General features: G+C 44.0%; 17 protein-coding genes and 1 tRNA gene. 8 read left to right on the plus strand and 10 right to left on the minus strand.

Annotated features, from left to right (window positions below; translation table 11 throughout):
- From HY805_04620 to HY805_04635, 4 genes are all read left to right on the plus strand, one after another.
- Window positions 1-1,951 (plus strand): hypothetical protein (locus HY805_04620; GenBank protein MBI4823498.1); only part of this gene is annotated, 1,951 nt, incomplete at its 5' end.
- Window positions 1,952-2,006: 55 nt separating this feature from the next.
- Window positions 2,007-2,540 carry an epoxyqueuosine reductase QueH gene (locus HY805_04625; GenBank protein MBI4823499.1) on the plus strand — a complete coding sequence of 178 codons (534 nt, stop codon included), beginning with the start codon at window positions 2,007-2,009 and terminating at the stop codon, window positions 2,538-2,540.
- A 67-nt stretch (window positions 2,541-2,607) separates the two neighbouring features.
- Complete coding sequence (locus HY805_04630; protein MBI4823500.1) at window positions 2,608-3,696, plus strand: tetratricopeptide repeat protein; 1,089 nt, start codon at window positions 2,608-2,610, stop codon at window positions 3,694-3,696.
- On the plus strand, window positions 3,674-4,030 hold the full coding sequence (locus HY805_04635; GenBank protein MBI4823501.1) for a hypothetical protein: 357 nt from the start codon (window positions 3,674-3,676) through the stop codon (window positions 4,028-4,030). The genes HY805_04630 and HY805_04635 overlap by 23 nt, the downstream gene beginning before the upstream one ends.
- A gap of 47 nt (window positions 4,031-4,077) precedes the next feature.
- Here the strand turns inward: HY805_04635 and HY805_04640 are convergent, their stop codons facing one another.
- Together HY805_04640 and HY805_04645 are read right to left on the minus strand one after the other, a co-directional pair.
- On the minus strand, window positions 4,078-4,386 hold the full coding sequence (locus tag HY805_04640; protein ID MBI4823502.1) for a hypothetical protein: 309 nt from the start codon (window positions 4,384-4,386) through the stop codon (window positions 4,078-4,080).
- Window positions 4,387-4,407: 21 nt separating this feature from the next.
- Entirely contained in the window at window positions 4,408-5,283 is an 876-nt protein-coding gene (locus HY805_04645; protein MBI4823503.1) for a cytochrome C, read from the minus strand.
- Between the two features lie 363 nt (window positions 5,284-5,646).
- On the opposite strand from HY805_04645, the gene HY805_04650 reads away from it, so the two are divergent.
- Window positions 5,647-7,155, plus strand: coding sequence for a DUF3373 family protein (locus tag HY805_04650; GenBank protein ID MBI4823504.1), 1,509 nt, complete (start codon window positions 5,647-5,649; stop codon window positions 7,153-7,155).
- Here the strand turns inward: HY805_04650 and HY805_04655 are convergent.
- Complete coding sequence (locus HY805_04655) at window positions 7,138-7,374, minus strand: hypothetical protein (GenBank protein MBI4823505.1); 237 nt, start codon at window positions 7,372-7,374, stop codon at window positions 7,138-7,140. The genes HY805_04650 and HY805_04655 overlap by 18 nt on opposite strands.
- An 83-nt stretch (window positions 7,375-7,457) precedes the next feature.
- Here HY805_04655 and HY805_04660 point away from each other — a divergent pair, with 83 nt between their 5' ends.
- On the plus strand, window positions 7,458-7,778 hold the full coding sequence (locus HY805_04660; GenBank protein MBI4823506.1) for a winged helix-turn-helix transcriptional regulator: 321 nt from the start codon (window positions 7,458-7,460) through the stop codon (window positions 7,776-7,778).
- A gap of 142 nt (window positions 7,779-7,920) precedes the next feature.
- Here the strand turns inward: HY805_04660 and HY805_04665 are convergent, their stop codons facing one another.
- The 5 genes from HY805_04665 to HY805_04685 form a co-directional block, all read right to left on the minus strand.
- Window positions 7,921-8,340 carry a DUF2318 domain-containing protein gene (locus HY805_04665; GenBank protein MBI4823507.1) on the minus strand — a complete coding sequence of 140 codons (420 nt, stop codon included), beginning with the start codon at window positions 8,338-8,340 and terminating at the stop codon, window positions 7,921-7,923.
- Window positions 8,341-8,346: 6 nt separating this feature from the next.
- A complete protein-coding gene (locus HY805_04670) occupies window positions 8,347-8,811 on the minus strand; it encodes a nitrous oxide reductase accessory protein NosL (protein ID MBI4823508.1) in 465 nt (154 codons plus the stop codon).
- A gap of 180 nt (window positions 8,812-8,991) precedes the next feature.
- Window positions 8,992-9,156 carry a hypothetical protein gene (locus HY805_04675; protein ID MBI4823509.1) on the minus strand — a complete coding sequence of 55 codons (165 nt, stop codon included), beginning with the start codon at window positions 9,154-9,156 and terminating at the stop codon, window positions 8,992-8,994.
- 127 nt (window positions 9,157-9,283) lie between these two features.
- Window positions 9,284-10,066 (minus strand): C-GCAxxG-C-C family protein, encoded by a 783-nt coding sequence (locus tag HY805_04680; protein MBI4823510.1) that lies wholly within the window; start codon window positions 10,064-10,066, stop codon window positions 9,284-9,286.
- A 138-nt stretch (window positions 10,067-10,204) separates the two neighbouring features.
- Complete coding sequence (locus tag HY805_04685; protein MBI4823511.1) at window positions 10,205-10,453, minus strand: hypothetical protein; 249 nt, start codon at window positions 10,451-10,453, stop codon at window positions 10,205-10,207.
- 145 nt (window positions 10,454-10,598) lie between these two features.
- Here HY805_04685 and HY805_04690 point away from each other — a divergent pair.
- A tRNA-Pro gene (locus tag HY805_04690) sits at window positions 10,599-10,672 on the plus strand.
- Window positions 10,673-10,764: 92 nt separating this feature from the next.
- On the opposite strand, the gene HY805_04695 is transcribed toward HY805_04690, so the two are convergent.
- Both HY805_04695 and HY805_04700 read right to left on the minus strand, forming a co-directional pair.
- Window positions 10,765-11,130, minus strand: a complete 366-nt coding sequence (locus tag HY805_04695) for a DUF5615 family PIN-like protein (GenBank protein MBI4823512.1) — start codon at window positions 11,128-11,130, stop codon at window positions 10,765-10,767.
- Window positions 11,127-11,348 carry a DUF433 domain-containing protein gene (locus HY805_04700; GenBank protein MBI4823513.1) on the minus strand — a complete coding sequence of 74 codons (222 nt, stop codon included), beginning with the start codon at window positions 11,346-11,348 and terminating at the stop codon, window positions 11,127-11,129. The genes HY805_04695 and HY805_04700 overlap by 4 nt, the downstream gene beginning before the upstream one ends.
- A gap of 260 nt (window positions 11,349-11,608) precedes the next feature.
- On the opposite strand from HY805_04700, the gene HY805_04705 reads away from it, so the two are divergent.
- Complete coding sequence (locus tag HY805_04705; GenBank protein ID MBI4823514.1) at window positions 11,609-13,168, plus strand: B12-binding domain-containing radical SAM protein; 1,560 nt, start codon at window positions 11,609-11,611, stop codon at window positions 13,166-13,168.
- The last annotated feature ends 2 nt before the right edge of the window (window positions 13,169-13,170 follow it).

Here is a 13,170-nt window from a genome sequence, read left to right on the forward strand (position 1 = left end):
CATAGACCTCATGTCCTTTAAGGCAAAGGCATCGAGCATGCTCTATGCAAAAGACAGATTGTGGAAGCAGGATGTGATTGACACAATCACTTATCCAAATGCCTATGAGGATGTTGGAAAGGTTGAGCCAATCGTTTATGGGAAAGACATTCTCATGCCTGCCCTAAGGACAGATTGGGGTGCAAAGACAACCCTAAAGGCAGACATCATTGCATCATCAGTAAGCCTTGAGCTTAGTGATGCCTCAAGGTTTCCTTCCTCTGGCTCGGTATGGATTGATGATGAAAAAATAGGCTATGTCTCTAAATCAGGTAATATCTTAAATACACTCACGAGGGCTCAGTCTGGGACAACTGCAACATCCCATAGGGCAGGTGCCGAGACATGGGAGCATAAGGCACAGTATGATAGCCTTCTTGCAAGCCATGAGCTTCACTCTCTGGGAGACATCTTCGCTGAGATAGACAGGAAACTTTTAAGGGTTACATCAGGTGTCTCTGGTGTTTATGAGAATGGCAAACATAAACTCAGAGCAACAGAGCAGATTAAGGTTCAGGCTGTAAAGGATGATGTAGGTATTTCTCAGGGAAGCCATGGTCATAGCTCACCAGCAACACAGACGAGGATTCCCATCTCTGCGAGTCATGGTGGCAACTGGTTTAACTGGTCAGGTGTTGATGCAAATGTCTTTGACCAATCAGACATCACATATTTACAGGGAAATAACAACACGATTGATTTAGGATGGGGAATGATTACAGCAAACTTTAATGCTTACACTGGACCAACACCCACGGCAGTTTATCTTTGCGTTACGCATACATTTTCTTCTTCTGTGGTTGGTGCAATCCCCAAGATTGCAGGCGAAGGTGGCTTATGGATAGATTTAGATGCCTCCGGTGTTAAGGTAACACAGAAGGTATATTTTGGAACAACTGTTCCGACACAGGTTAAGTATAAAGGAGAAAATAATAGCACTGCTCGTAATATATCCTTTTATGTTTATGAGATGTGGCTTGAGGTGCATACATCCTCTACATCCTCAGACCCAGCCACAGGTGTGGCAAAAACAGGTGGCATTATTGCAACCCGCACAGTAGACCGCTTCCATGCAGTCGTCTCTGGTTATAAAGACCCTGATGGAAAATATGGAGGAATAGGCTCTCTCATCGAGAGACCCGACTTGGTGATAAAGCATTTCTTAGTTCAAAAGATGGGATTTAGTTTTTCTGAGATTGATACGATGTCTTTTAATAAGGCAAGTGTGGATTATGGCATTTTATGCTCAGGAGCAGGATTTGCTTTTGTGATTGACTCTAAAATCAAGCCCTCCGAGCAATTAAAAAGACTTGCCTTTGAGTGCAGGTCTACTGTCAAGTATATCAAGGGCATGTGGTATTTAGATGTCCTTGCCGATACTGCACCTTCGGCTTTAAGGACAATCACATATAAAGAGCTTGCTGGTGAAGGAGCAAGATTTGTCTTTTCAAAAATTCCAATCTATGCCCTTGCCAATGACCTCTCTGCTAAATTCAAAAAGGCTTACTCTAAATTAGGCTCGGAATCGGATTGGGACGGAACATCTAAGATAACGGATTCTACCTCTGCTACGAAGTATGGCTCATATCCAAAGGAATTTGAGTTTGAATTCGTAAGGACTCAGTCAATGGCAGACAATGTTCTTACTCACATCCTTAAGCAGAGAAAGATGCCATATCTTGTTGTTTCATTCCCTGTTTTTTGGGAGCACTTTGATTTAAAGGTGGGAGATACCATCGAGATAGACAATCCCCTCTATGACGGTAAGAAATTCTTTATAGAGGAGATAAGAAGGGATAAGGCAAAGGCAGAGGTCAAGGCAGTTGAATGGTGGTACGGTAAGAAATTCTTTATAGAGGAGATAAGAAGGGATAAGGCAAAGGCAGAGGTCAAGGCAGTTGAATGGTGGTAAGGAGGAAGTTTAAGTCTTCATAACCGTCAAGCCCTTCTTTCTGTTATAATTATCTATGAAGCTTCTTTTGCATATGTGCTGTGCAAATTGTAGTCTTTATCCTGTCAAGAATCTTACATCAAAAAAAATAGAGTTAAAGGGTCTCTGGTTTAACCCCAATATTCATCCAGAGGAGGAATATCTGAATAGGCTCGATGCCTTAAAGAGACTCGATGGACTCTGGAGCCTCGATATAGAATACATCGATTACTACGGGCTTGACTACTTTCTCAAGGTGGCTAAGGAAGAAGACCGCTGTAGTGTCTGTTACAGGGTGAGGCTCGGAAAGACTGCCGAGGTTGCAAAAAAGATGGGGCTCGATGGCTTTACCACAACACTCCTTGTAAGCCCTTATCAGAAGTTCGATTTGATAGTGGAGACAGGAAGGGAGATGGAAAGGCTTTATTCGATTCCGTTTTATCTTGAGGACATGAGGCATGGATGGAAAGAGGGTATAAGGGTCTCAAAGGAGCTTGGTCTTTACAGGCAGAGATACTGTGGATGTATGTTTTCGATGATTGACACAGGCACTGGCAATCTAATAAAATAAAAGTTAAACTGCTTAACTGTAAAGTATAGCTTGACTTTTAAGCCGAATTGGTTGAAAATTCAAAACAATGGCAATGGACAATCTCGAAAAACTCAGAGAGAAGGTAGGAAAAGACCCTGCCTCAAAGCTTTTTGTTCCTCTTGCCGAAGAGTATAAAAAAGCAGGAATGCTCGATAAGGCTATAGAGACCTTATCTGCAGGGCTTGTGCTTCAGCCCGGATACATGAGTGCAAGGGTAGCACTCGGAAAGATATTTCTCGAAAAGGGTATGCAGGAAGCCGCAAGGGACGAGTTCGAGAAGGTCATAAAGGCTATACCCGATAACCTCTTTGCCCAGAGAAAACTTGCAGAGATATATATGGGTATGGGCAATACCGAATCTGCCTTAGCCCGATATAAGACAGTCTTAAAACTTAATCCCCTCGATGAAGAGGTATCTTCTGCAATCAAGGAACTTGAGGAGTTTGCCTCTGAAAAATTAACTGCCGAAAAACCTCTACAGGCTGAACCAGTTGAACTCGAAGAGATTATACCCGAGCAACCAGCCTTAGAAGAGGCTGAAACATTAGAGATTCTCACAGAGGAACTGCCATCCGAAGAGCCTGTGGAAATCCCTACGGAAATGCCTGAATTTGTAATGCCTGATGAAACGACCCTTGCTCAACAACCATATCAAGAAGAAACCGAGGAAATAGAAATAATAAAAGAGTCTTCAGAGGCTCTCTCTATAGAAGAGGCAGAAGAATTGCTCAAAGAGGTATCCCTGCCAGAAGAGGCTATCTCTATTCCAGAGGAACTATTGGCTGAAGCTGCCTTACCAGAGGAGACAGATGAGTTTATGCGGCTACATGAGGAGCCCTTAGAGGAAGTTCTTCCAAAGGAAGAGGCAATCTCCGAGACACCTATGACTGTGTCTCATGCCTCATTAGTCCTTGCGGATTCATTTATTTCAGAGGGAAATTATTATGAGGCAATGCGCACATATAAGACACTCCTTAAAGACGACCCTCAGAATAAACGGGTAATGCAAAGAACGCATGAGTTAAAGGCACTTCTTAAACTTCTTGGCAAGGACAAGGAAGTGCTTGTGGTAAGACTGGAAACATTTCTTAATGCTATAAAAAAGAGGGGCAGTGAGCTTTTCAGAAGTTCTTAAAGAAGCAGTAGACAGGGTTGACGGTGCTGTGTCTGCCATGATAATAGGCAAAGACGGGATGCCTGTTCAAGAGTATGTTACCGAGAAGCTCCTAAGTCTCGATGACCTTGGAGCAGAGGCATCGCAGATGATAAAGGATATTGGCATAGCAGCTGAAAACTTAGGTCTTGGAGAGGCAAAGGAGTTTTCTATTATCTCTGACCTCTGCGGAATCGTCCTCAGAAAGATAAACTCGGACTACTATTTTGCCATGGTCATAAAGCCTGATGGTAACTATGGAAAATGCAGGTTTGTCCTTCGCTCCGTTGTTCCAAAGGTTGAGGGAGAGTTTTAATCCGTAAGCTGAAACAAAGAGGGGGCAATGCCCCCTCTTTATAGTGTTTATCTGTCGAGAGTTACCTTCCTGGTTACTGAGTGAATCGGATATTTCTGCTCAGGGTTGCCAAGTTCGTAGAAAAGGTTAACTGTCACATCGGCTTCCCTTACACCCTCGGGGAGGTCGAACTCCATTGTCTCCTTTTTAGGTTTCATCGGCTGAAGGCTCGTATCGCGCAGGTTTGCCACCTTCCAATGTGCTCCATACTTCATCTTGTGGTCCCTGCAGTTCGTAGCCTGCGGATGATAATGCCTTTCCTGCTTGTTCTCTACATCCTTACCATCTTTGTCTTTGTATTTTGCGGTCACTTCCATGACCACTCTGTTATGAGATGGTCAGCCATCAGGGGTTCTATGCCCGGCAGTTGTAGTTATCGTTGTGGACACGACAACCTTAGACACATAAGTGCCTGCCTTTCTCAGCCAATCGTATCCGACGGTCTGCACATCGAGGGAAATCGCCTTGCCGAGGAGCTCTACCGTTGCCTTTTCATCGTTCCAATCAGGTGCTATAAGGTGGTCGCCTTTTTGCATGTGGCAGTTCTGACAGGTCTTTGTTCCGCCTGAGGATATATAGTTATGGAGATAACTGCCATACAGATTTGCACACTGAAATGGCTGGTCGAATTCAAGGTTAGGACCAAGTCCATGGCACTGTCCGCAAAAGAGCGAGTTGGTAAATATTGCGCTCTTTTTAATCTTTCCGCCTGGATGTGCATCATTGTCTTTTGAGCTATAGATGACGCCCTTTTCAGGCTCGCCAAGCTCACGCTTGTGAAGAATCGCCTTGGTGTTATGGCAGACGGTACATGTAATCTGAAGCTTGCTTATTTTCTCCTTATTGCCGTCTAAGAGAGCCTGTGCCACCTCTGCGAAAAACGAATTCTCTGCATCCAATGCATTCGGTAGATGGCATTTGAAGCAGGGAAAGTTCTTTGCTGTTGCCACTTTAGGATCAACCTTGCCATCCTTGTCCTTTGGTGAAAACGCACTTTCCTTTACCACAGGCACAAGCATTAATCCGCCTTTGACCCCCATAAGAGGCCTTGCATGATGGGACTTTTCCCACTGGGCATAAATCTCGGCATGACAGCCCTTACAATCACTACTATCATACATCTTTGCAAGCTCATCGATGCTCTTTGCGCCTGCATAAACCGAAACAGGCACTACTACAATCGCTATTAACAGTAGCATTTTCAGATACTTCATAATTCCTCCTTTCGTATCGTGCTTGTACTCCTCTTTTTATATCGCATCGGCATAGTATAGTTTCATCTCTCACCCCCTTTTTGAATACAAAGAATCGTTTACTCAACTTATACAAAAAAACAACCAATTTGTCAATTTATAAATTTAGGTCATATATTAAAAGTATTTAGCCCCTTTGATTATCTCTTCCTTTTGTATCAAGTAGCTGTCCTTCTCAGCTCTTCCCTCAAGCACTATGGGATAACAGGTTCATCTTAATAGTATGAAGACTTTACTATTTCAAAACTAAGAAGTTTAGAAATCTATTGACAAAGATACTTCTTTTTGCTAAACTAATTAAAAATCACACCAAGGAGGTAACCTATGAGAAAGATTTTGGTATTCCTGCTTTTGGCACTTCTTCTTATCCCTACCCTCTCCTCTGCCAGCGAAGAAGAGCTAAAATCTGACATAGAAGCGCTTAAGAAGCAGGTTGAAGAACTCAAGATGTCCTCAGGAAAGGCTGAGTGGCCCTCATGGCTTAAGCTAAATGGAGACCTGAGGACAAGGATTGACAGTCTCAAGGGCAAGGTCCATGACCACACCCTTGCGCTACCGAGAGGGACATATTATAACGGAATGCCCCTCTTCTATTTCAACGCCGCAAGCTCAATAAATGGTTATGATGCAAAGAACGACCCCATCTTTACAAACCGCTTCAGGCTTGGCATTGTTGTCAATCCTGTAGAGAATGTCTATGCAACAGCAAAGCTTGCTGCTTACAAGGTCTGGGGGCATCAGACCGAAACACCCGTTCAGGGTGCATACTTCGCTGACAGGGCTAATGGCACATTTGACGGCTCAGTAACGCATGTTCCTGAGGATAACATCCTCAGAGTTGACCAAGCAGACTTCACCATACTGAAAATACTCGGTAAGCCCATCTGGTTTTCTGTTGGAAGGAGACCCTCAACAGGTGGAGTTCCCACACATTATAGAAGGAATGAAGAGAAGGTAGGCACAGGCGGAGTGCAGGGCATACTCGTTGACTATGCATTTGACGGCACCTCATTAGGTGTTGCTCCTGAGATAAGCGGGCTTCCAGGGGCTTATGCAAAGGTATGCTACGGGAAGGGCTATGACTCAGGCTTCAAAAACCTTCAGGGTAACAGCATCAAGGATGTCACAATGGTTGGCTTAGACATAGTTGCGATAGAGACAGATGCCCTTCGCGTGGAGGTTGAAACAAACAAAGCATTTAACATATTTGACAACATGCCCGATGCAGGCGTCAGGACAAACCTCGGCGACATAGTGCAATATGGAACTACGGTCTCTGGAAAAGTTGCCAATCTTAATCTCTTTGCAAGCGCTGGACTTAGTAAGACAGAACCCAATAACAACATGTTCACCTATGGCATTGACAACGACAATGACGGTGCCCCTGAGATGACAGCTGGTGCAGGACTTCTTTATGATGCGGTGAAGGAGGACCACTCAGGCTGGGCAGTCTATGTTGGAGGCAGATATGATGTAGAGAAAACCCGCACCAAGATTGGCGCAGAATACAACCACGGCTCCAAATACTGGATAGCCTTTACCCCTGCGGCAGATGACATGTGGACAAGCAAGCTCGGCACAAGAGGTGATGTCTACGAGGTCTATGTGATACAGTCCCTGAACAGAAAACCCATTGCAAAGCGCGGGCAGGTGTTCTTTAGGCTCGGCTATCAGTATTATGACTTCAAACACACGGGCTCCAACAACTGGGTGGGCGCACCGAGAGAGATAGCCAAGCTTACAACAAACGACTTCGCAAACGGAAACGCACAGATGTTCCAGCCCATTGACAAGGCATACGACATCTACCTCACTTTAGAGGTAGTATTCTAAACACAGTAACCCTCCTGAGGGGGAGAGCACCCTCTGTGCTTTCCCCTTTTCTTTTTTCGCCTTAATCTTTGAAGTTGCCACTCCTGTGAGTCTCACATAAAGTCCTGAGATTGTTCTTTTAAGCTCAGATGGATTCAGGGTTTCATATTGCCTCTTAAGAATTCTCTTGGTATTTTTGTCTATGTGTTTTGACTCAAGAGTTCTCTGATATGGTTCCATTTGCCTTTCTATTACGAGTAGATTTTTGATGAGGCAATTCGCATTATTGACCTTTTAGTGCTGAATGGATAAAATATTATGTTATGAATAAAAGTAAAACGCTCTTTGAGTTACAGGCTGAGGTCTGTAAGACCCTTGCAAGCCCGAAAAGGCTTGAGATAATAGATGTGCTTAAGTCAGGTGAAAAGACTGTAACCAGTCTTGTTCAAATACTCGGCATTCCAAAGGCTAATATCTCACAGCACCTTTCCCTGATGAAGCACAAGGGGATACTTAGGTCAAGAAGGGAGGGTGTCAATATCTACTATAGCATTGCAAACCCAAAGGTAGTGAAGGCATGCCTCCTCATGAAAGAGGTCCTTACAGAACAGATGAAAGAAAGAAGCAAGCTCATAAATGCCTAAGCTTCTCATTTAGAGAAGTTTCTATGTCTTCAAGCTGAAAAACTGTTTTTATCTAATTAGAAAAGGGGGGTCAAATTGCCCCTCCTTTTTTTCTGATTACTCAATCTCTACTTCTAATATCCATAATTTATATATAGAAAGGTTAAAAATATTGTGTCCCTTTGATTAGCTCTCCTTTTTCTATTATGTAGCTGTCCTTCTCAGCTCTTCCCTCAAGCCCTATGGGATAACAGGTTCCTATGCCTTTGAGGGCATCGATAGGGTATTTTATTCCACATGCCCTGCACACGAGGCTTTCATCTTCCGGAAAATAGCCAAGCCTCTTTGGATAGCATTTCATACAGGCATCAAAAAATGAAGAGACATTGCCGTTTATCTTTAGGACAAAGAAATTAACTCTCCTGCCCTCATAGATATATGAGTAAAATACAGGTAGCTTCTCTTTCAGATCCCTTATATCCAGTTCGACCATATCGCCCCTAAGTGGAGGCGGTGGATAAGAGGCATTGCCCTTACAGGAAAAAAATGCAAATATGGCCAAGATTACTGCTAAATTCCTCATGGCTTTTTAATGCATCTTCATGGGCATCCTGACAGGCATCTCCATTGCCTCATTGAATGTCATCAGAGCACCCTTCTTAGAGGTAGAGTCTTTGTCTTTAAATGCACCGATACCATAGCCCATTGGTGTTGAAAACTCAGAGCTTTTTACATAATGTGCGGTGAGTGCATCTATCCATGTGCCTGAGGTCATATCTTTGACAAATACGGTTTCAGGCTTTTCTTTCATCTTTTTATAGTGGATGAGCATGTCTCCGACATCGCAGAATGAAAGGAGTTTCCCATCCTTGGTTACTATTTGGGCTATGAATGGAGATGCCTTATCAACCTTCATTCCGCACTCAGCACACATCGCACCTTCTCCAATCTCCATTGGCTGGGAAAATACATTCACCGAAAAGCCCACTACCAAAAGGCATACCAACAAAACTCCAAGCAAATTTCTCTGACCTTCTTTGTAATCTCTAATCATAATCACCTCCATCAAACTGTGATTTTGTCAGGGTTCCGGGAAGCTGTAAATCAGCCGCTGTGTAAGTAAAGGTAGCCTCCAAAGAGGTCCTGTCATCAATCAGCCGTCCTACCTTGAGGCTACCTTGATTTGTGCTGAATTCATTCCACTGCCTCCATGAATCCGTAGACCGCCTACTTCCTAAGAATGTAAAAATGTCTTTCCTATGCTGGCTCCATAGATAAGGTTATACATCTGGGTGTTATTGCTTCCATAGCCGAATTTGAGCTCTCTTATTTTTTCAAAGGGGCTCTTTGTGATTACATTTATAACCCCACCAACAGCATTTGCTCCATAAACCGCCATATTAAATTCAATATTTTCAAATTTTTCTATCTATTAATTCTGTCATTCCAAGACCGAACATCCTGACTCCTTAGAGATTTTTGCGGGGAAGGGCGATGCCCTTCCCCGATGCATCCGAGACGCTACATTATTTGGTCGGGTTACCCTTTGTGTTTATCTCGGGTACAGCCGAGCCATGACACTCCGTGCAGTTATGCTGGGAAGTTATATTATAGACTAAGGCAGGGAGTTTGTGTTCAGCCTTAAACTTACCATCAGCCCAGTCATTCAAGAGTTTCACTGTCCGCATTGCTACATCAGCAGAGAGCCTGGCACACCTGTCTTTCCTCTCAGGGGTCCAGAATCCTTTATCTGCCTTCTTCATCCATTTGCCAACTGAAATGTGGCATAAAGGAGAATCACTCTTGCTCTTTATCATCTCTGCAGCTGTCTTTGGAGTCTTAGGGGTATAAATTGGTAGCTCTGTGTCCGCATACCAATGTATCACCTCATTGGCAATCTGTTCGCCGTCTTTAGCTACGCCGGGTCCACATATGAGAGATGTAACAACGCTGGCTCCAAGCATTGTTCCGCATAGCGTTCCCCATCCTACCACCCCACCGTGACCCCATACAAGGGATTCTACGGGGAATGAGGTATAGGGTTCTCCAATCTTTTCTCTGAGGGGAAGGATTATTCCGCTTGCAACTGAATAACAGCAGAATCCCTTATACCAGTTTTCATAGGCTATTTTCCCAACCTCCTCAGGATCCAACTTTTTGTATGGCCATGGCAGTGGTGTTTCTTTAGCCTCTGCCTTTGAAATCAGTGTAAGTCCTCCTGCTGATACAATGGCTGTTCCAATGGCAAGCTTGCCTGCACCTTTTAATAGCTCTCTCCTTGAGAGATTTTCATTTTTTATATCTATCATAAGTGTTTTACCTCCATATTAGATTTAATATTTTCAAAAAGCCCCCTGCACCCAATGGGTGCAGGGGTAGTTTGCTTATGGGGAGAAGTAATACCAGAGCGTATCGGTGAAACGAATTTACACTCTGGAGCTGAAAGATTAAACTGTAGGTGGCTTATCTAAAGCAGATTGGACTATGAAATGATAAGATTCAGAGGGCTTCTCTAAAAGAAACCCTATGGTTTCTGCAGATAACATATCAAAGACAGGCTCAACTGTCATGCACATCTCATCGATGCTTCCATGAGCCTGACTGCTACAGACATCGAGTGTCATAATGACCTCTCCTGTATGCATCTTAATCGGAGATATAAAAAGGGGTATGGACAAAACGAAAATAAGTAGCAAGATGCCTATGAACCGCATAAAAAAAGATTAACAAATGGGTGCGGGTCTGTCAACTTCAAATTGTGAATTTAAATTATCTGATAATTGACGACACAACATCTTTCTGACTTGACATTGCTGTTGGGGATTTTTATTATCTTTAAATCGGGGCGTAGCGCAGTCCGGTAGCGCACACGGTTCGGGACCGTGGAGTCGAAGGTTCAAATCCTTTCGCCCCGATTAGCTTAAAGGAGAATTTAATGCCGCACACGTGGTTTACCGCCCAACGCAACGGATTGCATTTAAATATCATTTGAGTGTTTTTTTATATATCAGTCAATCGGAAGGGTGGTTCGGCGTATACGGGCTCTGTCCACCACGGTTATGGAATTTTGGATTTTGTCTTCCTTAACGCTTTCAAGCACTCTGCTTAGAAGGGTGCGCATTTCCTGTTCATTGTAATTACCGCCTCTGAACAGAATAATCCCCGGGTCTTTTGATTTGCTCAGAGCGAGAATTTGCGGGAAGTCGAGGTCTGCGGTAATGATGACTCTTTCTTGTTTTCTTGCTTCTTCAAGGATTTCTTTGTCTTTAGCGGTATATAGGCCGATGTCAGAGGCGTGAACGGCGTCGTGTCCCTTTTCGGTAAGCCATCTCGCAACCTCGGGCGAGACAGGCATGTCCACGAGGAAATTCATGCAAACTCCATGATTTCCTCGTCAGCAAGGCATGCCGCATATCTCAATGCCTCATCAATATCTTCCGGCTCAAGATAAGGATATACCCTTAGTATAGATTCTTTTGTCTCTCCGGCAGAGAGAAGCCCGAGAATCCGGGAGACCGGGAATCTCAGCCCTCTTATACAGGGCTTGCCGGAGCAAACCTCGGGATCAACCGTTATCCTGTTGAATCTCATTTTCTCACCTCCAGATCTATTTTATCACAGAATCTTTTCTTTTTAATCTTATAACTCTTACGACAGCCTCGGGTGTTATAATCCCTGCTCGGGTCCTTTCGCCCCGACCATCTATGAGGGATACCGTGTATGGGTTCAGATACATATGAGACTGAATGCGTCAATTAAATCACCCTCGAGGGGGGTATAACTTGTCTCATATGTCCTGAACCCATACATACCGTTGAAAAAAATTCACAATTAGATTAAAATTTAATTATATGGCTAATCTCGGCAAAAACTCATCTGCTGACATCATTCTTCTATATCCAAAGACTGGACTTGATATAGGAGGGCATACGGTTGCTCCTCCTCACTCCTCGCTGGCAGTTGCCGCACCTGTTCACAACGCAGGCTATAAGGTCAAGATAGTTGACATGAGGCGTGATGCCAACTGGCAAGGTACAATCAAGCAGTCTCTGTCAAGCGATACGATTTGCGTTGGCGTAACCACAATGACTGGTACACAGGTTTTCTTTGCCATTATGATGGCAAGCTATGTAAGGCATCTTACAGGAGGCAAAATCCCCATAGTCTGGGGAGGGCCTCATCCAACGATTCTTCCTGAGCAGACCCTTCAGAACGAAAATGTAGATATTGTCGTTGTGGGCGAAGGAGATGTAACATTTTTAGAATTAGTAAAAGCACTTGAGAAAAAACAGCCCCTTGATGGCATTAGCGGCATTGCATTTAAAAACGGAGGTGGTGTCACTATAACCCCTCCAAAGGGACTTCTCGATGTCAACACCCTTCTGCCTGTTCCATGGGATTTGATTAATGTGGAAGACTATATCACGCCTGATAACTATTTCCTTAAAGGCAGTCCGAGAACACTGGATGTCGGGCAGACAAGCAGGGGCTGTCCTCACAGATGCGGTTTCTGCCTAAGTTCGAGCATACTCCAGAAGAAATGGCGTCCTATGACGATTGACCGTGCAATGGATATCATTCTTGAGCCTGTAAAAAAATACAAGCTCACAGGTATATGGGTAAGGGACGATGAGTTTTATGTAAGCCCCAAAAGGGCATTCACTATCTGCGAAAACATCGTCAACAGTGGTCACAATATCTTATGGTATGCAACTGGCTCGAGGGTAGATGACTTTAACAGGTTTACAGACGAAAACCTGGAGCTTCTTAAGCGAAGCGGCGCCCAGATTACGAAGTTTGGCGCTGAATCCGGAAACAACAGGATTTTAGATTTAATCCAGAAGGGCTTTCATATAGAAGACACCATAAAGGCAAACCTGAGATGTAAAAAGCATGGAATCATCCCGGCTTATTCCCTGATTATAGGGTTTCCAACAGAGACCATAGAGGAGATAAACAACACGATTAACTTTGGCTTTAGACTGAGAAGGGACAACCCCTCTGCACAGCTTGAAACAATGCCTACATATACTGCATTCCCCTGCACCCCTATGTATGACCTTGCACTGTCCCTTGGGCTCAGGCCTCCTGACCGTCTTGAGGGCTGGGCAGATTGGATTTTAGATGACTATGACCTCGAAGGAAGACAGATTCCATGGTTTAACCGTAGACAGAGGCTCTGGATAGGCAATATAAGCTATCTTAGCATCCTTGCCCATGCAATTGGAAATGTAGCAGGCGGAATAGAAAACAAGTTCTGGAGAGCATTCTTTTCCTCTGTCTTAGTGCCCATGCAGTCATACTATAGATGGAGACTGAAACACAAATTCTACAAACGGCTTCCAGAGCTGAGGGTTGCCCGATATCTCAGGAAGAAGATATTCTACAGGTCCTCCAAGATGATAAAATAACA

The organism is Nitrospirota bacterium (genome assembly GCA_016207905.1).
Classification (GTDB): Bacteria; Nitrospirota; Thermodesulfovibrionia; order Thermodesulfovibrionales; family JdFR-86; genus JACQZC01.

Coding starts and splice junctions, on each gene's coding strand:
- HY805_04695 (MBI4823512.1), bottom strand. CDS start 11,130: ATGAATTTCCTCGTGGACATGCCTGTCTCGCCCGAGGTTGCGAGATGG.
- HY805_04645 (MBI4823503.1), bottom strand. CDS start 5,283: ATGAAGTATCTGAAAATGCTACTGTTAATAGCGATTGTAGTAGTGCCT.
- HY805_04630 (MBI4823500.1), top strand. CDS start 2,608: ATGGCAATGGACAATCTCGAAAAACTCAGAGAGAAGGTAGGAAAAGAC.
- HY805_04675 (MBI4823509.1), bottom strand. CDS start 9,156: ATGGCGGTTTATGGAGCAAATGCTGTTGGTGGGGTTATAAATGTAATC.
- HY805_04650 (MBI4823504.1), top strand. CDS start 5,647: ATGAGAAAGATTTTGGTATTCCTGCTTTTGGCACTTCTTCTTATCCCT.
- HY805_04680 (MBI4823510.1), bottom strand. CDS start 10,066: ATGATAGATATAAAAAATGAAAATCTCTCAAGGAGAGAGCTATTAAAA.
- HY805_04665 (MBI4823507.1), bottom strand. CDS start 8,340: ATGAGGAATTTAGCAGTAATCTTGGCCATATTTGCATTTTTTTCCTGT.
- HY805_04700 (MBI4823513.1), bottom strand. CDS start 11,348: ATGAGATTCAACAGGATAACGGTTGATCCCGAGGTTTGCTCCGGCAAG.
- HY805_04625 (MBI4823499.1), top strand. CDS start 2,007: ATGAAGCTTCTTTTGCATATGTGCTGTGCAAATTGTAGTCTTTATCCT.
- HY805_04660 (MBI4823506.1), top strand. CDS start 7,458: ATGAATAAAAGTAAAACGCTCTTTGAGTTACAGGCTGAGGTCTGTAAG.
- HY805_04655 (MBI4823505.1), bottom strand. CDS start 7,374: ATGGAACCATATCAGAGAACTCTTGAGTCAAAACACATAGACAAAAAT.
- HY805_04640 (MBI4823502.1), bottom strand. CDS start 4,386: ATGGAAGTGACCGCAAAATACAAAGACAAAGATGGTAAGGATGTAGAG.
- HY805_04705 (MBI4823514.1), top strand. CDS start 11,609: ATGGCTAATCTCGGCAAAAACTCATCTGCTGACATCATTCTTCTATAT.
- HY805_04670 (MBI4823508.1), bottom strand. CDS start 8,811: ATGATTAGAGATTACAAAGAAGGTCAGAGAAATTTGCTTGGAGTTTTG.